This is a genomic window from Pseudomonas sp. NFACC10-1 (assembly GCF_900119195.1).
In the GTDB taxonomy this organism is placed as follows: domain Bacteria; phylum Pseudomonadota; class Gammaproteobacteria; order Pseudomonadales; family Pseudomonadaceae; genus Aquipseudomonas; species Aquipseudomonas cerasi.
Genome location: NZ_FPJB01000007.1, coordinates 98,529 through 122,835, shown reverse-complemented (window position 1 = coordinate 122,835; position 24,307 = coordinate 98,529). Strand labels below are relative to the sequence as shown.

The following is a 24,307-nucleotide window of genomic DNA, read 5'->3' as shown; positions in this document are numbered from 1 at the left end:
AGTGCCGTAAATGAAGTAAGCCCGTCCTTGTCAGCCCTGACAGGCCCGCTAATAAATAACGGTTTTCCAACCGCTTTACAGACTATCGACCAAGACTATTGAAACCTGAGAGCCGCTGCCCCATCTAAGAACCATGTTCAACCTCTCAGGTGCCCCATGAGCGACCAGCAGACAGACTCGCCAGACTTGCCCAATGACGCAGACGAGCACGACGTGTCTCTGAGTTCCGACAGCACCTCGCTGGCCTTGCCCGGCCAGAACCTGCCCGACAAGGTTTACATCATCCCGATCCACAACCGTCCGTTCTTCCCGGCGCAGGTCCTGCCTGTCATCGTCAATGAAGAGCCGTGGGCCGAAACGCTGGAGCTGGTCAGCAAGTCCGAGCATCATTCGCTGGCGCTGTTCTTCATGGACACTCCGCAGGAAGATCCGCGCCACTTCAAGACCGACGCACTCCCCGAGTATGGCACTCTGGTCAAGGTTCACCACGCCAGTCGCGAAAATGGTCGTTTACAGTTCGTCGCGCAGGGGTTGAGCCGTGTGCGTATCCGTACCTGGCTCAAACACCACCGCCCACCGTACCTGGTAGAAGTCGAATACCCGCAGCAGCCCAATGAGCCGACCGATGAAGTGAAGGCCTACGGCATGGCCCTGATCAATGCGATCAAGGAACTGCTGCCGCTCAACCCGCTGTACAGCGAAGAGCTGAAGAATTACCTCAACCGTTTCAGCCCCAACGATCCCTCGCCGCTCACTGACTTCGCCGCCGCGCTGACCTCGGCCACCGGCGTCGAGCTGCAGGAGGTGCTCGACTGCGTGCCGATGCTCAGGCGCATGGAGAAAGTCCTGCCGATGCTGCGCAAGGAAGTCGAGGTTGCACGCCTGCAGAAGGAAATCTCTGCCGAAGTGAACCGCAAGATCGGCGAGCATCAGCGGCAGTTCTTCCTCAAGGAACAGCTCAAGGTCATTCAGCAGGAGCTGGGCCTGAGCAAGGATGATCGCAGCGCCGACATTGAACAGTTTGAGCAGCGCCTCGAAGGCAAGACCTTGCCGCCACAGGCGCGCAAGAAGTTCGACGAAGAAATCGGCAAGCTCAAGGTGCTGGAAACCGGCTCGCCCGAATACGCCGTGACGCGCAATTACCTGGATTGGACCAGCTCGCTGCCATGGGGCATCTATGGTGCCGACAAGCTGGACCTCAAACACGCGCGCAAGGTGCTCGATCAGCACCATGCCGGGCTTGACGACATCAAGGCGCGGATTCTGGAATTCCTCGCCGTCGGTGCCTACAAGGGTGAAATCAGCGGCTCGATCGTGCTGCTGGTCGGCCCGCCAGGGGTGGGCAAGACCAGCGTCGGGCGCTCGATTGCCGAGTCGCTGGGGCGGCCGTTCTATCGCCTGAGCGTGGGCGGCATGCGCGACGAGGCCGAAATCAAGGGTCACCGCCGTACCTATATCGGTGCGCAACCGGGCAAGCTGGTGCAGGCGCTGAAAGACGTTGAAGTCATGAACCCGGTCATCATGCTCGATGAGATCGACAAGATGGGCCAGAGCTATCAGGGCGACCCTGCATCCGCGCTGCTGGAAACCCTGGACCCGGAACAAAACGTCGAGTTTCTCGATCACTACCTGGACCTGCGTCTGGACCTCTCCAAGGTTCTGTTCGTGTGCACGGCCAACACGCTGGACTCGATCCCCGGCCCGCTGCTCGACCGGATGGAAGTGATTCGCCTGTCCGGCTATATCACTGAAGAGAAGCTGGCGATTGCCAAACGCCACTTGTGGCCCAAACAACTGGAGAAAGCAGGCGTTGCCAAAAGCAAGCTGAGCATCAGCGACAGCGCCCTGCGCGCCGTCATCGAGGGCTACGCCCGCGAAGCCGGTGTGCGGCATCTGGAGAAGCAACTTGGCAAGCTGGTGCGCAAGGCAGTGGTCAAACTGCTGGACGAGCCCGATTCAGTGATCAAGATCGGACCAAAAGACCTCGAAGCGTCGCTGGGCATGCCCGTATTCCGCAGCGAACAAGTACTGTCCGGCACCGGCGTGATCACCGGCCTGGCGTGGACCAGCATGGGCGGCGCTACCCTGCCCATCGAGGCGACGCGCATTCATACGCTCAACCGTGGCTTCAAGCTGACCGGGCAATTGGGCGATGTGATGAAAGAGTCGGCTGAAATTGCCTACAGCTACGTCAGCGCCAATCTGTCGAAGTTTGGTGGTGATGCGAAGTTCTTCGATGAGGCGTTCGTGCACGTACATGTTCCCGAAGGTGCCACCCCGAAAGACGGTCCGAGTGCGGGTGTGACCATGGCCAGCGCCTTGCTGTCCCTGGCCCGCAACCAGCCGCCGAAAAAAGGCGTCGCCATGACCGGCGAACTGACCCTGACCGGGCACGTGCTGCCGATCGGCGGCGTGCGGGAAAAAGTCATTGCCGCGCGACGCCAGAAGATCCACGAACTGATCCTGCCGGAACCTAACCGTGGCAACTTCGAGGAACTGCCGGACTACCTCAAGGAAGGCATTACCGTGCACTTCGCCAAACGCTTTGCGGACGTGGTGAAGGTGTTGTTCTAAAGATTGATACTGCGCAGGTCCTACGCTGAACGGGCACGAGAGGTGTTCTATCGGGCACCTCTCGTTCCAGCACACTTCAGCATGGGAATGCAGTTCTGGACGCTCTGCGTCCGATCCAGGGCGCGACACCGGTCGTACTCCCTCACAAAACTCCGATCAGTTATCCTTGCGCCTCGTATCGCGATACCGGAACTTGCCATGACCCCTGCCCGTTTCATTGCCCCGCTGAGCCTTGCGCTGCTGACGGCGTGCGCTCAGACGCCGAAAAACATTGTTTCCATCGACACGCAAAGCGACTGCCCGCTGACACTCACGTCCGGGCAGACGCTGATCCTGACCCTGCCCAGCAACCCCACCACCGGCTTTCGCTGGCTGACCCAGAACCCGGCCCAGAATATTCTGCGCAGCCTGGGGCCTGAGGTGTATGCCAGCGCCGAGAGCAAGGAGATGGTCGGCGACGGCGGGCAATCGGTCTGGCGCTTCAAGGCCACCGATGCCGGGACCGGCCGGCTGATGATGGTCTATCAGCAACCCTGGGCACCCGAAGTCGTCCCGGAGCAGACCTTCGAGTGCGCCATCAGCGTGAAGTGAGGCTTTGCGCACGGCTTGTCCGACAGCACGTACTGCACCATGCATCCCGGCAGCAACTTGGCTAGAATGCCGGCTTTTCAAAGCCTTCGCCGGAACCGCCGTGAGCAAAGAAACCGACCGCATTTTCGCCCAGCCGCTGGCCCAGGTGCCTGACTTCGCCTTCAACGAGGACGTGGTGCGGGTATTCCCGGACATGATCAAACGTTCGGTGCCCGGTTATCCGACGATTGTCGAAAACCTCGGTGTGCTGGCCGCGCAATTTGCGCAGCCAAATACTGTGCTCTATGACCTGGGCAGTTCTCTGGGCGCTGTCACCCAGGCCCTGCGCCGCCATGTGCGCGGTGAGGGCTGCGAAGTCATTGCGATAGACAACTCCAGTGCCATGGTCGAGCGTTGCCGTGAATACCTCAACGCGCAGAACTCCATGTTTCAGGAGTTGCTGCCGGTGCAGGTCCTCGAAGGTGACATCCTCGCGCTGGCGTTCAAACCCGCCTCGGTGGTGGCGCTGAACTTCACCCTGCAATTCATTGCCCCCGAACAGCGTCTGGCATTGCTCGGCCGCATTCGTGATGCGCTGGTGCCCGGCGGTGCGCTGATCCTCTCGGAAAAACTGCGCTTCGACGACCAGCAGGAACAGGCTCTGCTGACCGACCTGCACATCGCCTTCAAACGCGCCAACGGCTACAGCGACCTGGAAATTGCCCAGAAGCGCAGCGCCATCGAAAACGTCATGAAACCCGACAGCCTCGAAGAACACCGCCAACGCCTGCTTGCCGCAGGTTTTTCCAAAGTGGTGCCCTGGTTTCAATGCCTTAACTTCACCTCGTTGATTGCCCTGCCATGATTGATCTCGCTCCCCTCGTCCGTCGTCTGGCGGGAACCCCTCTGGCCGATTGGGCCAATGGCCTGCAGGCCCAGCTCGACACCAAGATGGCCAAGGGTCACGGTGACCTGCAGCGCTGGCAAAGTGCGCTGGATGCCTTGCCCGACCTGCAGCCCGAGCGAATCGATCTGCTCGACAGCTTTACCCTGGAAGCCCAGTGCAACGGCGAGACCCGCACCGTCCTGCGCAAGGCACTGCTGGGCCTGTCACCGTGGCGCAAGGGGCCGTTCAATGTGTTCGGCGTGCATATCGACACTGAATGGCGCTCGGACTGGAAGTGGTCGAGGGTTTCGCAACACCTGGACCTGAAGGGCAAACGCGTTCTGGATGTCGGCTGCGGCAACGGTTATTACCAATGGCGCATGCTTGGCGCCGGGGCCGACAGCGTGATCGGGGTCGACCCCAACTGGCTGTTTTTCTGTCAGTTTCAGGCCATGCAGCGCTATCTGCCTGACCTGCCCGCCTGGCACCTGCCGTTCGCGCTGGAAGATTTGCCCGCCAATCTTGAAGGCTTCGACACAGTGTTCTCGATGGGCGTGCTGTATCACCGCAAATCCCCCATCGACCACCTGCTGGCCTTGAAAGACTGCCTGGTAAAAGGCGGCGAGCTGGTGATGGAAACCCTGGTAGTGCCGGGCGATGTCCATCAAGTGCTGGTCCCGGAAGATCGTTATGCGCAGATGCGCAACGTCTGGTTCCTGCCTTCAGTCCCCGCGCTGGAGTTGTGGATGCGCCGTGCCGGCTTCACCGATGTGCGTTGCGTCGACGTCAGCCACACAACGGTCGACGAACAGCGCAGCACCGAGTGGATGCGCTTCCAGTCCCTGAGCGACTATCTGGACCCCACCGATCACAGCAAGACTATCGAGGGCCTGCCTGCCCCCATGCGTGCGGTGATCGTGGGGCGCAAACCCTGAGGGATTAGTTATCTGGCCGCCGCCACGATCAACGCTTTCATCTCGGCCACTGCCGCCTTGAAGCCGACGAACAGAGCATGAGCAACCAGCGCGTGGCCGATGTTCAGTTCGTTGATGCCCTTGATCGCGGCGACGGCTTCGACGTTGTGATAATGCAGGCCGTGACCGGCATTGACGATCAGCCCTTGGGCGAGACCAAACGCGACGCCGTCGGCGACCCGCTGCAGTTCTTCGGCAACTTCAGTCGGGGTCTGAGCATCGGCATAGCGACCGGTATGCAGTTCGATGGCGGGGGCGCCGACGCGTTTTGAAGCGGCGATCTGACGCTCGTCGGCGTCGATGAACAGTGAAACCTCGCAGCCAATCTTCGCCAGTCGCTCGACCGCTGCCTTGATCCGCGCTTCCTGCCCTGCCACGTCCAGACCGCCTTCGGTGGTCAGCTCCTGCCGTGTCTCAGGCACCAGACAGATGTGCGCCGGGCGAAGGCGTTCGGCGAAGGCGAGCATTTCTTCGGTCACGCCCATTTCGAAATTCATGCGGGTCTGCAAGACATCCTTGAGCAGCAGGACATCGCGCTCCTGAATATGGCGGCGGTCTTCGCGCAAGTGAACGGTGATGCCGTCGGCGCCTGCCTCTTCGGCGTCCAGGGCAGCCTTGACCGGGTCCGGGTAGCGCGTGCCACGAGCCTGACGCAAGGTGGCTACGTGGTCGATGTTTACGCCGAGAAGGATGCGAGTGCTTTGGGTCACGGTGGTCTCCAGAAAAATGGGCGAGCTGGTCGAAGCAGGCTGTAGAGAATAAAGCCTGATCAAGGCTTGCGAAACAGTTCACGACTGACTAACGGGCGACCGCCCAAGTGTACCGCCAGCGCCTGACGCATCAGACGCTTGGCAGCGGACAACGCACCGGGGACGCTCCAGTCCGCTTCGGACATGGCCAGTAATTCCGCGCCCTGAAACAGACCGGGCTGAAGCAGGTAGACACGCTCGAGCCCGGCATCGACCTGCAAGCGATACATGCCATCAATGGCCAGCGGTTCGCCATTGATGTCGGCGTCCATCGCGAAGCCATAGCCCAGGTCATCCAGCAACCGCCATTCGAACGAACGCAGCAACGGCTCCAGCGGACGCCCCAGAGAAAGGGCCAGCAGCGTGGCAGCGTAATGTTCGAACACGGCAGGATGAGGATCTTCGGCAGGCAACAGGCGAATCAGCAGCTCGTTGAGGTACATGCCGCTGAATAACGCCTCGCCGGTCATCCAGGTAGCGACGCCCGCGCTTTCCATGCGGCCGACATTCTTCAGCTCGCCCCGCCCTCGAAACTCGACCTCGAGGGGCACGAATGGGCGTGCCAGCGAACCCGCCTTGCCCTTGGCACTGCGCAGCACGGCACGCAGACGGCCCTTAGGCGTGAGGAAGTCGACCAGCGCGCTGTTTTCGCGATACGCACGGCTGTGGAGCACATAAGCAGGTTGGCCGGTAGGCGTGCTCATCAGGCTGGCTCGAAAGGGAAGTGTTCGCCCGACCATAGCAAGGTCGGGCGAAAGGACAGCTTAGAGGTCGCCGTAGCCAAGGGAACGCAGTGCGCGCTCGTCATCGGACCAGCCACCTTTGACCTTGACCCACAGGTTGAGCATCACCTTGGAGTCGAACAGCAGTTCCATGTCACGACGCGCATCACTGCCGATGCGCTTGATGCGATCGCCCTTGTCGCCAATGATGATCTTCTTCTGTCCATCGCGCTCGACAAGAATCAGCGCATGGATATGCAGGGTGCGGCCCTGCTGCTTGAATTCTTCGATCTCGACGGTGATCTGGTACGGAAGCTCGGCACCCAACTGGCGCATGATTTTCTCGCGGACCAGTTCGGCAGCCAGAAAGCGGCTGCTGCGATCGGTGATCTGGTCTTCCGGGAAGAAGTGGTCATTCTCGGGCAGGTGCGAGGCAATCAGGCTTTCCAGCGCTTCGAGGTTGTGACCATGCTGCGCGGAGATCGGCACGATGGACGCATTCGGCAACTGACCCTGCAGCCACTCCAGATGCGGCATCAGATCGCTTTTGTCTTCGATGCGATCGGTCTTGTTGATCGCCAGGATGACCGGCCCCTGGACATACTGAACGCGCTCCAGAACCATCTGGTCTTCGTCCGTCCAGCGGGTGCGATCGACGACGAAGATGACCACGTCGACGTCCTTCAGCGCCGCCGAAGCGGTCTTGTTCATGTAACGGTTGAGCGCTTTCTCGCCATTCTTGTGCATGCCGGGAGTATCGACATAGATTGCCTGCACGGCGCCTTCAGTCTTGATGCCCAGCATGTTGTGGCGCGTGGTCTGCGGCTTGCGCGAGGTGATCGCGAGCTTCTGACCGAGAATGTGGTTGAGCAGCGTGGACTTGCCTACGTTGGGACGGCCGACAATGGCAACATAGCCACAGCGTGTTGCGGTTGTATCATTCATGACCGTTCTCCACGCCCAGGGCGATGAGTGCTGCTGCGGCGGCTACCTGTTCGGCGATCCGGCGGCTGACACCCTGTCCTCGGCTTTTTTCATTCAATAGGTTGATCTCGCATTCGACGAAAAACGTCCGGCAATGCGGCTCGCCCTGGATATCCACCACCTCGTAACGTGGCAGTTCGCAGGCCCGCGACTGGAGAAATTCCTGCAGTCGGGTCTTGGGGTCCTTGTTGGTGTCCACCAGCGTCAGGCTGTCAAACTCGGTTGTCAGCCAGGCCAGGACGCGCTCGCGCGCCGCCTCCATGCCTGCATCCAGATAGATCGCCCCGATCAGCGCCTCGAGCGCGTCGGCGAGAATCGACTCACGACGGAAACCACCGCTTTTCAACTCGCCCGAGCCAAGGCGCAGGTACTCGCCCAGATCGAAACCACGGGCCAGCAACGCCAGGGTCTCGCCCTTCACCAGTCGCGCCCGCAAGCGGGACAACTGGCCTTCGCGAGCCTGGGGGAAACGCTCGAACAGCGCCTCGCCCGCCACGAAGTTGAGAATGGCATCACCGAGAAACTCCAGACGCTCATTGTTGCGACCGGCAAAACTGCGATGGGTCAGGGCCAGGACCATCAGTTCCTGATCCTTGAAGGTGTAGCCGAGCTGACGCTCAAGGCGGCTCAAGGATACGCTCACGGTTTACCCACACTGAATTGCTTGTCGAACTTCAACACCAGATCGATGTTCTGGAACCACGGTTCACGCTGCTCATAGTTCAAATGAGCCTGGAACGCATTGTTCTCCACCGTCACTTTCAACGCCTTGTTCAAATCTATATCCCGAATGCTGTTGACCTGCATGTTCTTACCGACATAACCGTAAAAATCGTCGACCGTGGTGATGTCCAGGGTCTTGTTGGTGTCGACCGCTTCGATGATTTTCTTCATCGTCATGTAGTCGAGGTAGTGCGGAACCAGCTTGAAGGCCGTGCTCGTCGCAAACGCGACCAGCGCCAGTACCAACAGCCAGCCCACGAAAGAAAAGCCTTTTTGAGAAGTAGAGAACGTCATGTTCGACTTCGACCTCAAGAGTGCAACGCCTCCTGACCGGGTCGACTCATGCTTCAGAGGCGTTTCCAGTCAGCCCAAATGACATGCGGCGCTGCTCAGGCAGCGCCGCATCGATTACTTGATCAGCCCTACGCGCGCAAAATTGGGGAAGTGGCTCAGTTTCGGCTCGGGCCAGCTCATCCACACCGCGAACGCCTTGCCTACGATGTTCTTGTCCGGGACCATGCCCAGCTCGTCCTTGGGAATGTTGGGATCATCCCAGTAACGGCTGTCGTTGGAGTTGTCACGGTTGTCGCCCATCATGAAGTAGTGCGCGGCAGGCACTGTCCACTCACTGTCAGGCGGCGCGCGGTAGCGGCTCATTTCCTGACGGATCTGATGTTCGACTTCGCCCAGCTGCTCTTCATACAGTTCCGCGCTGCCCAGTGTACCGGGCTCGGTGCCGATCAGCTTCTTGGCGACCAGCTCGCCATTGATGAACAGCCGCTTGTCGCTGGTGTAGCGGATACGATCACCCGGCAGACCGACGACACGCTTGATGTAATTGACGCTCGGGTCGCTCGGATAACGGAACACCATCACGTCGCCACGCTGCGGATCACCGATCTGAATCACCTTCTGGTCCAGTACCGGCAGGCGAATGCCGTACGCGAACTTGTTGACCAGAATGAAATCACCCACATCCAGTGTCGGCTTCATGGAACCCGAAGGAATCTGGAACGGCTCGACCAGAAACGAACGAAGCACCAGCACGATGAACAACACCGGGAAGAACGATTTGCCGTACTCGACCAGCAAAGGCTCCTTGTTCAAGCGCTCCACGACAGCAATGTCAGGTTCGCCCACGCTGCCCTGATAGTTGGAAATGGCAGCCCGGCGGCGAGGCGCCAGGATGACCAGATCAATCAGTGCAAGCACGCCACAGACGAAGACAGCGATGACCAACAACAGCGGGAAATTTAGTGACATAGGACCTGACTATTCCAACCTGAGCACTGCAAGGAAGGCTTCCTGTGGAATTTCCACGTTGCCGACCTGCTTCATGCGTTTCTTACCGGCCTTTTGCTTCTCCAGCAATTTACGCTTGCGGCTGACGTCACCGCCGTAGCATTTGGCCAATACGTTCTTTCTAAGCGCCTTGACGGTTGTCCGGGCCACAATCTGACCGCCGATAGCCGCCTGAATTGCCACGTCGAACATCTGTCGAGGGATCAGCTCTTTCATCTTCTCGGTCAACGCACGCCCTTTGTAGTGTGCGTTGTCGCGGTGAACGATCAGGGCCAGGGCGTCGACCTTCTCGGCGTTGATCAGAACGTCGAGCTTGACCAGGTTGGCCGACTGGTAACGATCAAAATGATAATCCAGCGAAGCATAACCGCGGCTGACAGACTTGAGACGATCGAAGAAATCCAGAACCACTTCGTTCATCGGCAAATCGTAGCTCACCTGGACCTGCGTGCCGAGGAACAGCATGTCGTGCTGTACGCCACGTTTTTCGATGCACAACGTAATGACGTTGCCCAGGTGCTCCTGCGGCACAAGAATATTTGCGCGAACGATGGGCTCGCGCATGTCTTCGATGGCCGAGAGGTCAGGCAGCTTGGATGGGTTATCGACGTAAATCGTTTCGCCGGTCTTCAGCAACAGCTCGAAGATTACGGTTGGCGCGGTGGTGATCAGGTCGAGATTGTATTCACGCTCCAGGCGTTCCTGGATGATCTCCATGTGCAGCATGCCGAGGAAGCCACAGCGGAAGCCGAAGCCCAGCGCATCGGAGCTCTCGGGCAGGTATTGCAGTGAAGAGTCGTTCAGGGTCAGCTTCTGCAGCGCTTCACGGAAGTCTTCGAAGTCGTCCGAGCTGACCGGGAACAGGCCTGCATAGACTTGTGGCTGAATACGCTTGAAGCCGGGCAGCACGTCGACGTCGGGCGTGGTGCTCAGGGTCAGGGTGTCACCGACCGGCGCACCGTGAATGTCCTTGATGCCGGCGATGATGAAGCCTACTTCGCCCGCTTTCAGATCGACGGTTGCCGTGTGCTTGGGGTTGAACACGCCCACGCTGTCGACCAGATGCAGCTTGCCGGTCGACTTGACGAGAATCTTGTCGCCCTTCTTGACGCGGCCGTGGCGCACACGCACCAGGGACACGACGCCCAGGTAGTTGTCGAACCAGGAGTCGATGATCAACGCCTGCAGCGGATCTTCGATATTGCCGGTCGGTGCCGGAATGGTTGCGACCAGACGCTCGAGGACCTCATCCACGCCCATGCCGCTCTTGGCGCTGCACGCCACGGCATCGGTGGCGTCGATGCCGATGATCTTCTCGATTTCTTCCTTGACGCGGTCCGGATCGGCCTGCGGCAAGTCCATCTTGTTCAGTACCGGCATGACCTCAAGGCCCTGCTCGATGGCGGTATAGCAGTTGGCGACCGATTGCGCCTCGACGCCCTGCCCTGCATCGACCACCAGCAACGCACCTTCGCACGCGGCCAGAGAACGGCTGACTTCGTAGGTGAAGTCGACGTGCCCGGGGGTGTCGATGAAGTTCAGCTGGTAGGTAATACCGTCTTTGGCCTTGTAATACAGGGTAACGCTATGGGCCTTGATGGTGATCCCGCGCTCGCGCTCAAGATCCATGGAATCGAGCACCTGCGCTTCCATTTCGCGCTCGGTCAGGCCGCCGCACATTTGAATGAAGCGGTCGGCCAGCGTCGACTTGCCATGGTCAATGTGGGCGATGATGGAGAAATTGCGGATATGACTCAAATCACTCACGGATCAACACTCAAAAAGGTTGCAGGCAGATTGCCCGCCGAAAAATAGCCGGGAATTGTACCTGAACTAAGCAAGAGGCGTCACGCTTACAGGCACCTGGATCGGCGCACGGTAAACAAACGGGTACAAAAAAGGGTGGCCATGGCCACCCTTTCCTCTTAAACCGACCGGTTACTCGGACAGCTTGAAGGTAATGAAGGTCGCACGGCCCTGACGCAGAACACGCATCGAGACAGAGCGATCCTTGGGCAGGCTTTTCGCCACCTCGGTGAACTGCTTGCTGGACGTGATCGCCTGATTGTTCAGGTGAGTGATCACATCACCCGCCTGCAGACCGATCAGCGAAGCCGGGCCGCCTGTGACTTCCTTGATCGCCACACCACCTTTGAGATCCAGGGATTTCTTCTGCTCGGCGGTCAGCTCGATCACCGATACGCCCAGACGATTACTGCTGCGCTCGGCACCCGTACCGCCAACATCGCCCATTTCCTGACCTTCATCAGGCAGTGCACCGACGGTGACCGTCAGCTTCTGACGCTTGCCATCGCGAATCACTTCAAGTTCGGCCTTGCTGCCGTCCTTGAGGTTGCCGATCAGGTGCGGCAGGTCAGCCGACATGACGATTGGCTGACCGTTGGCGCTCAGAATCACGTCACCCACCTGCACACCACCCTTGGCAGCCGGGCCGTCTTCAAGCACTTGCGCAACCAGCGCGCCGGCAGGCTTGTCCAGGCCAAACGACTCGGCGAGGTCCTTGTTCACTTCCTGGATGACCACACCCAGCCATCCGCGGCTGACTTTGCCATTGGCCTTGAGCTGATTGGCCACATCCATGGCGACGTCGATCGGAATCGCGAACGACAGCCCCATGAAACCACCGGAGCGCGTGAAGATCTGCGAGTTGATCCCGACGACCTCGCCCGCCATGTTGAACAGCGGGCCACCGGAGTTACCCGGATTGATGGCCACGTCGGTCTGAATGAACGGCACATAGGTGTCGTTAGGCAGGCTGCGCCCCTTGGCACTGACGATACCCTTGGTCACGGAATGGTCGAAACCGAACGGCGAGCCGATCGCCAGGACCCATTCGCCGACCTTGAGCGTATTGGAATTACCCAGCTTGGCAGTTGGCAGGTCCTTGCCTTCAATTTTCAGGACGGCAACGTCGGTACGCGGATCGGTACCCACCAGCTTGGCCTTCAACTCGCTGCGGTCGGACAGGCGTACGAGAATTTCGTCAGCGCCGTCGATTACGTGATTATTGGTCAGCACGTAGCCGTCAGGAGAGATGATGAAACCCGAGCCGAGGGACTGGGCCTCACGCTGGCGATCACCCTTGCCAGCACCCGAACCTGGCGGACGCGAACCCGGCGGCATGCTGCGCTCGAGAAACTCGCGAAGCATCGGCGGCAAGCCTTCCAGATCAGGCATTTGCTGATTGGCGACGGCACGGTCCGGCAACTTCTGGCGCGTACTGATATTCACCACTGCGGGCGACGCCTGCTCGACCAGCCCGGTGAAGTCCGGCAGGTTTTCGGCTTGAGCCGTAGCAACCTGACCGAGCATCAGCACAGCGGCAATCAATGAAAAGTAGGATTTCATGCGTGGTATCGACATATGGCTCCCGTTCGTAACGAGGAAAAAATTAAGCAGTCCGAAGCAACCGACTCAAAGACCTCAAGCAGCGATGCTCATCTCTGGATCAGCGACATGGCCTCTGGAAACGACAAAAGGCCAGAGCTGCGAGGCTGTGACCTATAGAAAAAAAACAGAGCTTTTGCAATCTGCAAACCTCACCAAACATTTCAGCGCCTGTGCCCGAGCCAGGTTGAGTGCGGCCTGGCGGCTTCTGTAACCCAGGATGAAAATTTTTACATCCTGGGATCCGTGACTTCAAATGTTTATTTATTGGCTGGAGGTTCGTCGTTACGCATCGACAATGCTATGCGCTCCGCAGTGCCCATCGGAACTTCTCCGACGACCGTCACCATCATGTCGCCCTGCGGCGTGGTGAGACGGCGCGAAACAGCCACTGTAGGGCCTAGCTGGGTGCGAATATCCGAGGAAGATCCACCTTTCACCGACTCGATGAACACCGAAAAACGCGCCAGACCGTCACCATACATCAGATGGGTAACGGAGGATTGCGTGGAGGCGTCCTTGCGCACACCACTGCTGCTGACTTCGAAACCCGGCGGCAGCCAGTCCGAATGCCAGGCCACAGGACCTATGGACGCTTCGGACTTGGTTTTCACCACAGACACGGGTTTGCAATCGGCACTGGTCTTGAGCGCTTGCTCGGACAGAACACCGGCGGTATCGAGATCGGTAAACTGGAAACGTTCGAGCAACTGCCCCTTCTCGCTCAATAGAAGCGACTTGAGCACAAGACCGGTTTCGTTATCCAGGTGAAGTTCGAGGCCGTATCGATGCTGGTCCTTGGGGGACAGCGCAACGATGGTTGCCTGGCGACCGGCCACTCTGGATTTGCCGACAACTTTTATGTCGTACCAGGCGGAGAGTCTTTTGACATCGAAGGCGCGGGCAGATGAGTCGGCCGGATTGGCCACACCCGCTTCGAGTGTGCCGCTGACGCACTGGGTAAGCCCGTCAACACGCAACACTTCCTGAGCAGAACCATCAAGTTGCAGCAAGCGCTCCTGAACATGACCGTCCGCTATGCGGTGCCAGATTCGGTGGGTAGAAAAACTCCCGTTGCGCTCGTATACAAAAGTACCCTGATAGCTCTGCTGCTGATCAACCTTGGCAAGACGATTGATTGCGTCTTGCGCATCATCAGCCTGTACCGGGAGGGCAAGCCATCCACCAAGCAGTAGCGGCAGTAGAGGGACGGCTCGCATGATCCTCCTTAACGGTTTTCCAGACTCGCAGCACGAGCGTATGGCAACGCGCTTTCAGTGCCTTTCAACGCTGCTTCCTGGGCATGCTGACGCAGATAGCCCGGCAGACGCTGGTCACCTTGACCACCGCCCTGCAATACACCATTGGCCATAGGACCAGGCGCTTGCTCGGCGCTTTCAGTGTAGCCAGCCAGTACGGCCGGGCCTTTCACTTGCGGAACAGTCAGGTTTGCAGGCTGTTGGGTCTGCTGTGCCAGTTGCGCACCGGCAATGTCGTCCTGATTGTACAGGCGGACACTAGCCAGAACGGCTACGGTAACCGACGCTGCAACGGCCAGGCGACCCAGCGTACGCCAAGGACCGCGAGCTGCCTTGAGCGGGCTGACTTCATCGGCGATCGCGGCAGATACAGCAGCCGAGATATCCAGATGAGGGATCAGCAGCTCTTTGTGCATCGCTGCACGAGCAACTTGGTAACGCGACCAGGTGGCGCGAGTATCGGCATCGTCAATGGCATTCAATACCCGACGTAATTCCAGTTCGTCCGCTTCATTATCAAGTACCGCGGACAGCGATTCCTGCAGGGCTTCACGACTCATGGCGGGTTCCTCTCTTGGGCTATCGCCGCTGTCTCAGGATTCCTGCAACAACGGCTGCAGGGCTTTATCGATGGCTTCCCGAGCGCGGAAGATCCGAGAGCGCACGGTACCAACAGGACACTGCATGACGCTCGCAATGTCTTCATAACTCAGACCATCGAATTCACGTAAAGTTAGTGCCGTACGTAAATCTTCCGGGAGAAGCTGGATGGTCCGATGGACGGTGCCCTCGATCTCATCCCTCAACAATGCACGCTCCGGCGACTCGATGTCCTTGAGGCCGTGGTCGCCGTCGTAGAACTCCGCGTCTTCAGACCTTACATCGCTATCCGGTGGCCGCCGACCTCGCGAAACCAGATAGTTCTTCGCCGTGTTAATGGCGATGCGGTACAGCCAAGTGTAGAAAGCACTGTCGCCGCGAAAATTTCCGAGAGCACGATAAGCCTTGATAAAGGCTTCCTGTGCAACGTCTTGAGCCTCATGGGTGTCGTGCACGAATCGCACGATCAACCCTAGAATTTTGTGCTGATACTTCAGCACCAACAGATCAAATGCTCGCGTATCGCCACGCTGTACGCGTTCGACAAGCTGCTGATCCTCTTCCTGGGTTAGCATGAACACTCCTCGTTAAGCATGAAGGAGTGTTGCAACTGATATTGTTCAGGCTCGCAAACATAGACTCGGGCTTTTCGCAAAAGTTCTCCCCCTTCAAGCAAGTTTCCTGCAAGCCATCGTAAAGCCTGCACGAAAAACGCAGCTCGACACGGTCGGCTGCGCGAATAGTCTTGTCGCCGGTTTCGCAGTTGATGATCACTTATCTAACCCTGCGAAATCGACGCTGTTCCTGTGTAGGCAACCTGCTATTGAGCATGGTTCTTTAAGAAAAGTTCCATTGGCACAACCGCTGGCGTGAGCCGCAAACTGCATAAAACTCCCTTAAATCAATACACTGGAGCATTTCCAGCAACTCAACAAAAGGAAATCAATAGGCATGACGTCAGGGACTGGAGCACAATCCAGACCCGCTGTGGTCTCACATTGCCATGTAGGCGAGGCTATTGTGCCGTTACCCCAATACTTATACTAGTGGTCGCCAAGGGCAGAATTCGCAGATGAGTCAACATTTTCAGCATGACGTACTGGTAATCGGCAGCGGCGCGGCCGGGTTGAGCCTGGCACTGACCCTTCCCGACCACCTGCGGATTGCAGTCCTGAGCAAGGGCGATCTCGCCAATGGCTCGACCTTCTGGGCACAGGGCGGCGTTGCGGCAGTACTGGATGACACCGACACCGTGCAATCTCATGTTGAGGACACGCTGAACGCAGGCGGCGGCCTTTGCGACGAAGACGCTGTGCGTTTCACCGTCGAGCACAGCCGTGAGGCGATTCAATGGCTGATCGATCAAGGCGTACCTTTTACCCGTGGCGATGACGCAGACACCGACGAAAGCGGATTTGAATTTCACCTGACGCGTGAAGGCGGCCATAGCCATCGGCGGATCATTCATGCTGCAGATGCCACGGGTGCAGCCATTTTTCGCACCCTGCTGGAACAGGCGATCAAGCGACCCAACATTGAACTGCTCGATCAGCGCGCTGCCATCGACCTGATCACTGAACGCCGCCTCGGCCTGGACGGCCAGCGCTGCCTCGGTGCCTATGTGCTCAACCGCCACAGTGGCGAAGTGGATACTTACAGCGCGCGCTTCACAATCCTGGCGTCGGGTGGCGCCGCCAAGGTCTATCTGTACACCAGCAACCCTGACGGCGCCTGTGGCGACGGCATCGCCATGGCCTGGCGTTCCGGCTGCCGGGTGGCGAACCTCGAGTTCAACCAGTTTCACCCCACTTGCCTGTATCACCCGCAGGCCAAGAGTTTTCTGATCACCGAAGCACTTCGTGGCGAAGGGGCCTACCTCAAACTGCCCAACGGCGAGCGCTTCATGCAGCGCTTCGACGAGCGGGCAGAACTGGCCCCGCGCGATATCGTGGCCCGCGCGATAGACCATGAAATGAAGCGACTGGGCATCGACTGTGTGTATCTGGACATCAGCCACAAGCCGGAAGCCTTCATCAAGACGCACTTTCCAACCGTCTACGAGCGCTGCCTGGAGTTTTCCATCGACATCACACGCGAGCCGATACCGGTGGTTCCGGCCGCGCATTACACCTGTGGCGGCGTGATGGTGGACAGCAAGGGGCATACCGATGTGCCGGGCCTGTACGCCATCGGCGAGACCAGCTTCACGGGCCTGCACGGCGCCAACCGCATGGCCAGCAACTCGCTGCTGGAGTGCTTCGTCTATGCCCGATCGGCCGCCGCAGACATCGAAAAGCAATTGGCTGACGTGCAGATGCCCGCCGACCTGCCTGCCTGGGACGCCAGCCAGGTCACCGACTCGGACGAGGACGTGATCATCGCGCACAACTGGGACGAGCTGAGGCGGTTCATGTGGGACTACGTCGGCATTGTGCGCACCAACAAACGCCTGCAGCGCGCTCAACACCGCGTACGCCTGCTGCTGGATGAGATCGACGAGTTCTACAGCAACTACAAGGTCAGCCGTGACCTGATCGAGTTGCGCAATCTGGCGCAGGTCGCGGAACTGATGATCCGCTCGGCCATGCAGCGCAAGGAAAGCCGCGGCCTGCATTACACGCTGGACTATCCCGATATGTTGCCGGAGGCGCTGGACACTATTCTGGTGCCGCCCACCTATGCCGACTGAATTTCAAACGTACACGCAGACGTCGATGAATGTCCGGCGTCAATGCGTCATGCGGGATACAACAACTGTTTATTGATCGTGCTGGCCGACCGGCGATAATCGGGCGAAAACGCAGAATGACCACCCACGGCAAGGCAAGGCTGTCGGGGCATAACTGCACAGGCTGCCAGCCGTCACATGCATTCCACAGCTGCCAGCCTTGATGATCGCGCTTGAGTGCAGTGAATGCCGCCGGATGCGTCAGCAGGATGGAGCGTGGAATCACGCGGACAGCGTGCACCAGGCACATCAGCGCACACAGCGCCGCAGCCCACGCGGCGATGTCAAGCCAGTACAACGCGACCAGTGCCAGCGACTGAACCGCAAGATACGCCGTCACCAGCAGACGCGAAGCCTGCCAGTGACATTCAAAGCGATCACTGGGGCTGGACACGATCCAGAATCATGCGAACCATACGCTGCAATTCAGCGTCTTCGGATTCGGCGCGCTGCATGAACCAGCCGAACATATCCTGATCCTCACAGGTCAGCAGACGGCGGTACAAATCGCGGTCTACGTCATTCAGATGTGGATAGACCTCACGGACAAACGGCACCAGCAGCACGTCCAGTTCAAGCATGCCGCGGCGGCTGTGCCAGTAAAGGCGGTTGAGTTCAACGTCTTCGACCATGGAGCGCTCCTCAAAGTAGGCGGCAAGTATACAGCCGTGAGCCGGGCGCGCGAATCTCGCAATGGTCGCAGCAGTTTTCATGTACCCGTATGCATAACCTCGACTCGGCACTATGATGTGCCCCCGGACTTTTTTCCCAATCTGCGATGACCATGGCCCACACAGCTTTTTTCTGCACGCTAACCCATGAGGGCGTTCTCGCCGTTCGCGGCGTGGATGCCAGCAAGTTTCTTCAGGGTCAGCTAACGTGCAACCTCAATTATCTGAATGAAGACAAATCCAGCCTGGGTGCCCGTTGCACGCAGAAAGGCCGGATGCAGTCGAGTTTTCGCATCGTGTTCGAGGGCGACGGTTGCCTGTTGGCGATGGCTGGCGAACTGATCGAGGCGCAATTGCTCGACCTGCGCAAATACGCAGTGTTCTCCAAATCGAAGCTCACGGATGAAAGCGCAGACTGGGTGCGCTTCGGTCTGCAGGACGGGGACGCTGCGCTGGTCAGCCTGGGGCTGGATCTGCCACAGGAAACCGATAGCGTGGTGCGCGCCGATGATCTGATCGCGATCCGCGTCTCGCCAGGTCGGGCCGAGCTCTGGGTGCGCAGCGCACAGGTAGACAGCATCAAAGCGCGTCTGGCATCGCAGTTGAGCGAAGCCCCGCTGAACGACTGGCTGCTGGGCCAGATCCGTGTCGGTATCGGCCAGGTGTTCGGCAACACCCGCGAAGAATTCATTCCGCAGATGATCAATCTGCAAGCGGTTGGCGGGGTCAGCTTCAAGAAAGGCTGCTACACCGGCCAGGAAATCGTTGCCAGAATGCAATATCTTGGCAAACTAAAGCGCAGGCTTTACCGCCTGACCCTGAGCGGCGAAGAGATCCCGCAGCCCGGTACGGCACTGTTCTCACCGGTGCATGCCAGCGCAGTGGGCAACGTCGTCATTGCGGCACAGGATGGGCAGAACATCGAGCTGCTCGCGGTATTGCAGGGTGATGCGGCAGAAGACGGTCGTATCAATCTTGGTTCGCCAGAAGGCGCGGCGCTGCAAATGAGTGAACTGCCCTACACACTGGACAGCAAACTCGAAACTCAGCGCTAGCAGACGAACACATTCAGCTTCCTAGTGTCTTTAGAGCGATCCAGTACAGCCTGGCGCTCTGAAGAGCGCGCGGATAACTCTGGACACCCCCAACAGCTGCGAGATGCAACATGAGCAAGATGGCTGACGAGGTGCAGAGAAACTTGATCAAGGCCATCGACAGAGATGCCTTGTTTCTCCCCACCCTGCCGGAAGTGGCACTGAGGATTCGCCTGGCTGCTGAGGACACCGAGATCAGTATTTCGGCCCTGAGCAAGGTCATCGGTAGCGATACAGCCCTTTCCGCGCGCCTTATCAAGGTTGCGAACAGCCCCCTGCTGCGCCCGAATTTTGAAGTCAGCGACGTCAATACCGCGATTCGACGCCTGGGCGTCAACTACACCTGCAACCTGGCCATCGGCCTGGTGGTCGAGCAGATGTTCCACGCCAAGTCGCCGGTCATCGAGCAGAAGATGCGCGATATCTGGAAGCAAAGCCTGCAGGTGGCCGGTATCAGCTACACCCTGTGTCAGCACTACACCAGTCTGAAACCCGATCAGGCCACGCTCGCCGGGCTGATCCACCTGATCGGGATCCTGCCGATCCTGACCTATGCCGAAGACCATTACGAGCTGCTGTCCGACCCGATCAGCCTCAACCACGTAATCGACAGCATCCACCCGGTCATCGGCGAGCGCCTGCTGCGCTCATGGGATTTCCCCGAGCCGCTGGCCTGTGTGCCGGGCCAGTTCCAGAACTTCGCGCGCGTCTCGAAAAGCCCTGACTACACCGACCTGGTACAGATCGCCACGGTGCATATCCATAGGAATACCGACCATCCCTTCAGCCTCATCGAAATGGTCGACCTGCCTGCCTACAGCCAGCTGAGGCTCGCCAGAGGCGAAGGCGTGCTCAGCGCCCAGATGGACGAAGCCAAGAGCATGCTCTACTAGCCTCGGCTGGTCCAGGGTGTGTAAAAACGTCACGAGCGAAGGCAAGACAAGGCAAAAACAGGCGAAAAAGCGGAGTCTAGGTGTTCTAAATGAGCATTTTTCGCCTGTTTTTAACGCAGTATTGCCAAGCGCAGTAGTTTTTACACAGTCTGGATCAGGTGGCGCTGAAACTGACCCTTACCTTCAAGCCACGCTCAGCCCCCTCGTGCAAGGTGATCCTGGCCAGATGTGCCCGGCAGATTTCGCCCACAATCGCCAGCCCGAGCCCGGCACCACTGCCCTGCTGGCTGCGGCGATAAAAACGCTCGAAGACCCGCTCACGCTCATCGGGCGGAATGCCGGGACCATCATCCTCGACCTCCAGAACGCCCGGCGCATAGACCCGCAACACGACGTTGCCGCCCGGCGAGGTATGGGCCAGCGCGTTGTCGATCAGATTGCTCAGCAACTCGTTCAGCAAGGTCGGCTCGCCGCGCAGCCAGACCGGCTCGTCAGCCTCCAGCGCCAGCGCAACGCCCCGGGAATGAGCCAACGGTGCCATGGCCATGCCCAGCTCTCTGGCCAATTGACTGAGGTCCAGCTGTTGCGCCCCGCCCTCGGCGATGGCCCTGGCGCCGTTTTCGATGCGTGCCAGGGACAGCAGCTGGTTGGCCAGATGCGTGAGTCGATCGGTGCCGAGCGCCGCCGACTCCAGCGTGCTGCGCCAATGCTCCGGGTCGTGTTCGCGCAGCCCCAGCTCGACCCGCGCCTTCAAGGCGGCCAGCGGCGTGCGCAGTTCGTGGGCGGCATCGGCGATGAATTGCGCCTGGCGCTCGAACTGCACGCGCAATCGTTCGGTGAAGTGGTTCAGCGCCCCCACCAACGGACGCAGCTCGTGCTGCACTTCAACCATCGGCAAGGCGCGCAGATCATCCGGCTGACGCTCCTCGACGGCGGTGCGCAGGCGCTCCAGCGGTCGCAATGCCGCGCTGACCGTGAACCAGACCAGCAGCAGCGCGCCCCCTCCGAGCATGCCCAGGCGCAGCAATGTGTCGGCCATCAGGCTGCGCGCCATGCCCTTGCGCGCTTCCTGGGTTTCGGCAACGCGGATTTCAGCGGTGCCGTTCATGCCCGGGTCGGTCACCGGTTTGAGCAGACTGACAACCCGCACATCCTGGCCCTGATAGATCCCGTTATAAAATTTCGCCAGGGCCGGGTAATCGTCGGTACGCAAGGTACCGGGCGGCGGCGAAGGCAGGTTTTCATAACCGGAAATCAGCTTCTGATGAATGTCATTGACCTGATAGTAGATGCGCCCTTCGCTGTCGTAGGCGAAGGTATCCAGCGCCACGTAGGGAATGTCGGCGCTCAGCGTGCCATCACGCTGGGTCAGGCCGGCAGCGATGGTCCGCGCGGAAGCCAGCAACGTACGGTCATAGGCGGTGTCGGCCACTTCGCGGCCATTCCAGTAAGCGCTCATGCCGCTGGCCAGCATCAACACCACCAGCAGCAGGGCCAGGTTCCACAACAACCGCCAGCGCAGGCTGTTGTTAATCATCACGACTTTCCAGCAGATACCCCAGACCGCGAAAGGTCACGATCGCCACGGAATGCCCGTCGAGCTTTTTGCGCAGACGATGGACATAGATCTCGATGGCGTCGGGGCTGGCTTCTTCATCGAGCCCGAACACCTGCGCCGCCAGTTGCTCCTTGCTCATCACCCGACCCGGCCGGGCGATAAGCGCTTCCAGCACTGCCTGTTCGCGAGAGGTCAGGGTCAGCAGCTCTTCGCCGAGTGTGAAACGCCGCGTGTCCAGATCGTAGGCCAGCACGCCGCAGCGCTGTTGCCGCTCGCCACCCAGCACGCTGCGCCGCAGCAAAGCCTTGACCCTGGCCTCCAGCTCGGAGAGTTCGAAAGGCTTGGCCAGGTAGTCGTCGGCACCCAGATTCAGGCCGTGGACCCGGTCCTTGACGTCACTGCGCGCCGTCAGCATCAGCACCGGCAGGTTTTTGCTGCGCGCTCGCAGACGCGCCAGCACTTCAAAGCCGTCCATGCGCGGCAACCCGACATCGAGAATGGCGACCGCGTACTCCTCGCTGTTCAATGCCAGGTCGGCAGCCACGCCATCATGCAGCACATCAACGGTCAAACCCGCGCTTTTGAGCGCCTGCGCGACACTTTCAGCCAATTGCAGATGATCTTCCACAAGAAGAACACGCATCGCCGTCTCCTGATTGTCACTGTTGTTATCGATCTGGATATCGAGGCTCGTGGCGGTGGAGTTTACAGGCCGGCCGCCGTCTGTGAAGGGCAGAAACGATTCGCGGCTCGCTAATCAAGACGTGAAAGGCAACTGAAAGGTTTACGAAAGGTTTGTCGTTTAGCATCGCGAGACAACCCGATAAAAGGGTACGTAAAAAACAGGCGCCTGGATGCGTCTGAACAATAAAAACAATAAATTGCTAAACGGAGTCACGTCATGTCTACGCCCGTCCAGGCTTGCCAGCCCATGGAGCACCTCCCGTCGAGGATTGCTCTGCGCGCTCCTCACGCCACCTGCTTCAAAACACCACTTCAGCGCAAACGCCCGCCCCTGTGACACAGCACACAGGTTTTCCCGTGCGCGTGACAAAAGCGCATGGTGAACAGCTTCTCTCTGCCAAGAACAACAATATCCCTGGAGACTGAACATGAAATTTTCCCTGCGCCACATAGCCGCTACCGCTGGGTGCATGCTGATTGCCAGCCAGTTGCTTGCCGAACCCAAACGTCCGGAATGCATTGCCCCTGCCTCGCCAGGTGGCGGATTCGACCTGACCTGCAAACTGGTGCAGAGCGCGCTGATCAACGAGAAGATTCTGACCTCGCCGATGCGCGTCACCTACATGCCAGGCGGTGTCGGCGCGGTGGCCTACAACGCCGTCGTTGCGCAGCGCCCCGCCGATGCCGGCACACTGGTCGCGTGGTCCAGCGGTTCGCTGCTCAATCTGGCGCAGGGCAAATTCGGTCGTTTCGATGAGAACGCAGTGCGCTGGCTCGCCGCCGTGGGCACCAGCTATGGCGCCATCGCAGTGAAGAGCGACTCGCCCTACAAGAATCTCGACGATCTGGTCCAGGCGCTGAAAGCCGACCCGAGCAAAGTCGTGATCGGCTCAGGCGGCACCGTGGGCAGCCAGGACTGGATGCAGACCGCATTGATCGCCAAGGCCGCAGGCATCAACCCGCGCGCACTGCGCTACGTGGCACTCGAAGGCGGCGGTGAAATCGCCACCGCGCTGCTCGGCGGCCACATCCAGGTGGGCAGTACCGATATTTCCGACTCCATGCCGCACATTCTGAGCGGCGATATGCGCCTGCTAGCGGTGTTCGCCGAAAAGCGTATCGACGAACCTGAAATGAAAGACATCCCCACCGCCAAGGAGCAGGGCTACGACATCGTCTGGCCGGTGGTACGTGGCTTCTACCTCGGGCCGAAGGTCAGCGACAAAGACTACAACTGGTGGAAAGCTTCGTTCGACAAGATCCTGGCTTCCGAGGACTTCGCCAAACTGCGCGACCAGCGCGAGCTGTTCCCGTTCGCCATGACCGGCGCGGAACTGGACACCTACGTCAAAAAGCAGGTCGCCGACTACAAGTTGATGGCCAAGGAATTCGGCCTGATTCAGTAATTGAACTCAATTGACTGACATTCAGTTGCACCCGCTGCAGGGGCGCGACTCAGGAGCTTCTCATGGTCATACAACGCATCTTCGCTGGCCTGCTGTTACTGGCATGCGCAGGCCTGGCCCTCATGGCCTGGCCTTATCAGGCACCTTTTTCCTATGAACCGGTCGGACCACGCGCCTTCCCGCTGCTGATGCTCGGGCTGATGAGCGTCGCCCTGCTGTACCTGCTGATCAGACCCACGCCCATCGTGCACACCGAGGAAGACCCGGAGCTGGATCGCGAGACCCTGATCAAGATCGGCGTGTGCATCGTCCTGCTGCTGATATTCGCGGGGCTGTTCGAACCGCTGGGCTTCATCCTCAGCAGCATTCTGATCGGCATTCCCATGGCGCGCCTGTATGGCGGCCGCTGGCTGCCGAGCGTGGTGGTGGTGATTCTGATGAGCGTCGGCCTGTACATGCTGTTCGACAAGGCCATGGACGTCCCCTTGCCTTTAGGCCTGCTCAGCGTTCTGGAGAATTAAA

The 24,307-nt window shown here is 59.3% G+C and carries 24 protein-coding genes; 9 read left to right on the top strand and 15 right to left on the bottom strand.

Annotated features, from left to right (window positions below):
* Window positions 1-156 precede the first annotated feature (156 nt).
* From lon to cmoB, 4 genes are all read left to right on the top strand, one after another.
* Window positions 157-2,574 (top strand): endopeptidase La, encoded by a 2,418-nt coding sequence (lon, locus tag BT119_RS19595; protein WP_003363694.1) that lies wholly within the window; start codon window positions 157-159, stop codon window positions 2,572-2,574.
* A gap of 198 nt (window positions 2,575-2,772) precedes the next feature.
* Window positions 2,773-3,165 (top strand): protease inhibitor I42 family protein, encoded by a 393-nt coding sequence (locus BT119_RS19590; RefSeq protein WP_003363696.1) that lies wholly within the window; start codon window positions 2,773-2,775, stop codon window positions 3,163-3,165.
* A 100-nt stretch (window positions 3,166-3,265) separates the two neighbouring features.
* On the top strand, window positions 3,266-4,009 hold the full coding sequence (gene cmoA / locus BT119_RS19585; RefSeq protein ID WP_003363698.1) for a carboxy-S-adenosyl-L-methionine synthase CmoA: 744 nt from the start codon (window positions 3,266-3,268) through the stop codon (window positions 4,007-4,009).
* Window positions 4,006-4,965: a tRNA 5-methoxyuridine(34)/uridine 5-oxyacetic acid(34) synthase CmoB gene (gene cmoB / locus BT119_RS19580; protein WP_072366746.1), complete on the top strand. Its 960-nt coding sequence runs from the start codon at window positions 4,006-4,008 to the stop codon at window positions 4,963-4,965. Before cmoA ends, cmoB begins: the two co-directional genes overlap by 4 nt.
* Window positions 4,966-4,973: 8 nt before the next feature.
* On the opposite strand, the gene pdxJ is transcribed toward cmoB, so the two are convergent.
* The 11 genes from pdxJ to rpoE form a co-directional block, all read right to left on the bottom strand.
* Window positions 4,974-5,714, bottom strand: coding sequence for a pyridoxine 5'-phosphate synthase (pdxJ, locus tag BT119_RS19575; RefSeq protein ID WP_003431309.1), 741 nt, complete (start codon window positions 5,712-5,714; stop codon window positions 4,974-4,976).
* Between the two features lie 59 nt (window positions 5,715-5,773).
* Window positions 5,774-6,457 carry a DNA repair protein RecO gene (gene recO, locus BT119_RS19570; RefSeq protein ID WP_054082103.1) on the bottom strand — a complete coding sequence of 228 codons (684 nt, stop codon included), beginning with the start codon at window positions 6,455-6,457 and terminating at the stop codon, window positions 5,774-5,776.
* Between the two features lie 60 nt (window positions 6,458-6,517).
* Entirely contained in the window at window positions 6,518-7,420 is a 903-nt protein-coding gene (era, locus tag BT119_RS19565) for a GTPase Era (protein WP_003363707.1), read from the bottom strand.
* Complete coding sequence (gene rnc / locus BT119_RS19560; protein WP_002554906.1) at window positions 7,413-8,102, bottom strand: ribonuclease III; 690 nt, start codon at window positions 8,100-8,102, stop codon at window positions 7,413-7,415. The genes era and rnc overlap by 8 nt, the downstream gene beginning before the upstream one ends.
* Window positions 8,099-8,476, bottom strand: a complete 378-nt coding sequence (locus tag BT119_RS19555; protein WP_003384196.1) for a DUF4845 domain-containing protein — start codon at window positions 8,474-8,476, stop codon at window positions 8,099-8,101. The genes rnc and BT119_RS19555 overlap by 4 nt, the downstream gene beginning before the upstream one ends.
* Before the next feature lie 114 nt (window positions 8,477-8,590).
* Window positions 8,591-9,445 (bottom strand): signal peptidase I, encoded by an 855-nt coding sequence (gene lepB / locus BT119_RS19550; protein ID WP_003363711.1) that lies wholly within the window; start codon window positions 9,443-9,445, stop codon window positions 8,591-8,593.
* 9 nt (window positions 9,446-9,454) lie between these two features.
* Entirely contained in the window at window positions 9,455-11,251 is a 1,797-nt protein-coding gene (gene lepA, locus BT119_RS19545; protein WP_024660706.1) for a translation elongation factor 4, read from the bottom strand.
* Between the two features lie 171 nt (window positions 11,252-11,422).
* The gene (locus BT119_RS19540; RefSeq protein WP_223272533.1) at window positions 11,423-12,853 is read right to left on the bottom strand and encodes a DegQ family serine endoprotease; all 1,431 of its coding nucleotides are present in this window, start codon (window positions 12,851-12,853) and stop codon (window positions 11,423-11,425) included.
* Between the two features lie 299 nt (window positions 12,854-13,152).
* Window positions 13,153-14,112: a MucB/RseB C-terminal domain-containing protein gene (locus BT119_RS19535; RefSeq protein ID WP_032609146.1), complete on the bottom strand. Its 960-nt coding sequence runs from the start codon at window positions 14,110-14,112 to the stop codon at window positions 13,153-13,155.
* An 8-nt stretch (window positions 14,113-14,120) separates the two neighbouring features.
* Entirely contained in the window at window positions 14,121-14,711 is a 591-nt protein-coding gene (locus tag BT119_RS19530) for an anti sigma-E factor RseA C-terminal domain-containing protein (protein WP_003363721.1), read from the bottom strand.
* A 33-nt stretch (window positions 14,712-14,744) separates the two neighbouring features.
* Window positions 14,745-15,326 carry an RNA polymerase sigma factor RpoE/AlgU gene (gene rpoE / locus BT119_RS19525; protein ID WP_002554912.1) on the bottom strand — a complete coding sequence of 194 codons (582 nt, stop codon included), beginning with the start codon at window positions 15,324-15,326 and terminating at the stop codon, window positions 14,745-14,747.
* A 497-nt stretch (window positions 15,327-15,823) separates the two neighbouring features.
* On the opposite strand from rpoE, the gene nadB reads away from it, so the two are divergent.
* Window positions 15,824-17,440: an L-aspartate oxidase gene (nadB, locus tag BT119_RS19520; protein ID WP_072366744.1), complete on the top strand. Its 1,617-nt coding sequence runs from the start codon at window positions 15,824-15,826 to the stop codon at window positions 17,438-17,440.
* On the opposite strand, the gene BT119_RS19515 is transcribed toward nadB, so the two are convergent.
* Together BT119_RS19515 and BT119_RS19510 are read right to left on the bottom strand one after the other, a co-directional pair.
* A complete protein-coding gene (locus BT119_RS19515; protein WP_072366741.1) occupies window positions 17,409-17,873 on the bottom strand; it encodes a protein YgfX in 465 nt (154 codons plus the stop codon). The two genes, nadB and BT119_RS19515, sit on opposite strands and share 32 nt — an antisense overlap.
* Window positions 17,857-18,111 (bottom strand): FAD assembly factor SdhE, encoded by a 255-nt coding sequence (locus BT119_RS19510; RefSeq protein WP_003363729.1) that lies wholly within the window; start codon window positions 18,109-18,111, stop codon window positions 17,857-17,859. The genes BT119_RS19515 and BT119_RS19510 overlap by 17 nt, the downstream gene beginning before the upstream one ends.
* Window positions 18,112-18,263: 152 nt before the next feature.
* Here BT119_RS19510 and BT119_RS19505 point away from each other — a divergent pair, with 152 nt between their 5' ends.
* A complete protein-coding gene (locus tag BT119_RS19505) occupies window positions 18,264-19,205 on the top strand; it encodes a CAF17-like 4Fe-4S cluster assembly/insertion protein YgfZ (RefSeq protein WP_032609198.1) in 942 nt (313 codons plus the stop codon).
* A 110-nt stretch (window positions 19,206-19,315) separates the two neighbouring features.
* On the top strand, window positions 19,316-20,137 hold the full coding sequence (locus BT119_RS19500) for an HDOD domain-containing protein (RefSeq protein ID WP_003431326.1): 822 nt from the start codon (window positions 19,316-19,318) through the stop codon (window positions 20,135-20,137).
* 154 nt (window positions 20,138-20,291) lie between these two features.
* Here BT119_RS19500 and BT119_RS19495 read toward each other — a convergent pair whose 3' ends face one another.
* Window positions 20,292-21,674, bottom strand: a complete 1,383-nt coding sequence (locus BT119_RS19495) for a sensor histidine kinase (protein WP_072366736.1) — start codon at window positions 21,672-21,674, stop codon at window positions 20,292-20,294.
* Window positions 21,667-22,338, bottom strand: coding sequence for a response regulator (locus tag BT119_RS19490; protein WP_003363740.1), 672 nt, complete (start codon window positions 22,336-22,338; stop codon window positions 21,667-21,669). The genes BT119_RS19495 and BT119_RS19490 overlap by 8 nt, the downstream gene beginning before the upstream one ends.
* A gap of 463 nt (window positions 22,339-22,801) precedes the next feature.
* Here BT119_RS19490 and BT119_RS19485 point away from each other — a divergent pair, with 463 nt between their 5' ends.
* Both BT119_RS19485 and BT119_RS19480 read left to right on the top strand, forming a co-directional pair.
* The gene (locus BT119_RS19485; RefSeq protein WP_175550601.1) at window positions 22,802-23,785 is read left to right on the top strand and encodes a Bug family tripartite tricarboxylate transporter substrate binding protein; all 984 of its coding nucleotides are present in this window, start codon (window positions 22,802-22,804) and stop codon (window positions 23,783-23,785) included.
* A 62-nt stretch (window positions 23,786-23,847) separates the two neighbouring features.
* Window positions 23,848-24,306, top strand: a complete 459-nt coding sequence (locus tag BT119_RS19480; RefSeq protein WP_060708208.1) for a tripartite tricarboxylate transporter TctB family protein — start codon at window positions 23,848-23,850, stop codon at window positions 24,304-24,306.
* Window position 24,307 lies beyond the last annotated feature (1 nt).

Coding starts and splice junctions, on each gene's coding strand:
- nadB (WP_072366744.1), top strand. CDS start 15,824: ATGAGTCAACATTTTCAGCATGACGTACTGGTAATCGGCAGCGGCGCG.
- BT119_RS19530 (WP_003363721.1), bottom strand. CDS start 14,711: ATGAGTCGTGAAGCCCTGCAGGAATCGCTGTCCGCGGTACTTGATAAT.
- BT119_RS19500 (WP_003431326.1), top strand. CDS start 19,316: ATGAGCAAGATGGCTGACGAGGTGCAGAGAAACTTGATCAAGGCCATC.
- BT119_RS19505 (WP_032609198.1), top strand. CDS start 18,264: ATGGCCCACACAGCTTTTTTCTGCACGCTAACCCATGAGGGCGTTCTC.
- recO (WP_054082103.1), bottom strand. CDS start 6,457: ATGAGCACGCCTACCGGCCAACCTGCTTATGTGCTCCACAGCCGTGCG.
- BT119_RS19535 (WP_032609146.1), bottom strand. CDS start 14,112: ATGCGAGCCGTCCCTCTACTGCCGCTACTGCTTGGTGGATGGCTTGCC.
- lon (WP_003363694.1), top strand. CDS start 157: ATGAGCGACCAGCAGACAGACTCGCCAGACTTGCCCAATGACGCAGAC.
- BT119_RS19510 (WP_003363729.1), bottom strand. CDS start 18,111: ATGGTCGAAGACGTTGAACTCAACCGCCTTTACTGGCACAGCCGCCGC.
- lepB (WP_003363711.1), bottom strand. CDS start 9,445: ATGTCACTAAATTTCCCGCTGTTGTTGGTCATCGCTGTCTTCGTCTGT.
- BT119_RS19555 (WP_003384196.1), bottom strand. CDS start 8,476: ATGACGTTCTCTACTTCTCAAAAAGGCTTTTCTTTCGTGGGCTGGCTG.
- cmoB (WP_072366746.1), top strand. CDS start 4,006: ATGATTGATCTCGCTCCCCTCGTCCGTCGTCTGGCGGGAACCCCTCTG.
- BT119_RS19490 (WP_003363740.1), bottom strand. CDS start 22,338: ATGCGTGTTCTTCTTGTGGAAGATCATCTGCAATTGGCTGAAAGTGTC.
- BT119_RS19480 (WP_060708208.1), top strand. CDS start 23,848: ATGGTCATACAACGCATCTTCGCTGGCCTGCTGTTACTGGCATGCGCA.
- BT119_RS19590 (WP_003363696.1), top strand. CDS start 2,773: ATGACCCCTGCCCGTTTCATTGCCCCGCTGAGCCTTGCGCTGCTGACG.
- BT119_RS19540 (WP_223272533.1), bottom strand. CDS start 12,853: ATGAAATCCTACTTTTCATTGATTGCCGCTGTGCTGATGCTCGGTCAG.
- BT119_RS19495 (WP_072366736.1), bottom strand. CDS start 21,674: ATGATTAACAACAGCCTGCGCTGGCGGTTGTTGTGGAACCTGGCCCTG.
- era (WP_003363707.1), bottom strand. CDS start 7,420: ATGAATGATACAACCGCAACACGCTGTGGCTATGTTGCCATTGTCGGC.
- rpoE (WP_002554912.1), bottom strand. CDS start 15,326: ATGCTAACCCAGGAAGAGGATCAGCAGCTTGTCGAACGCGTACAGCGT.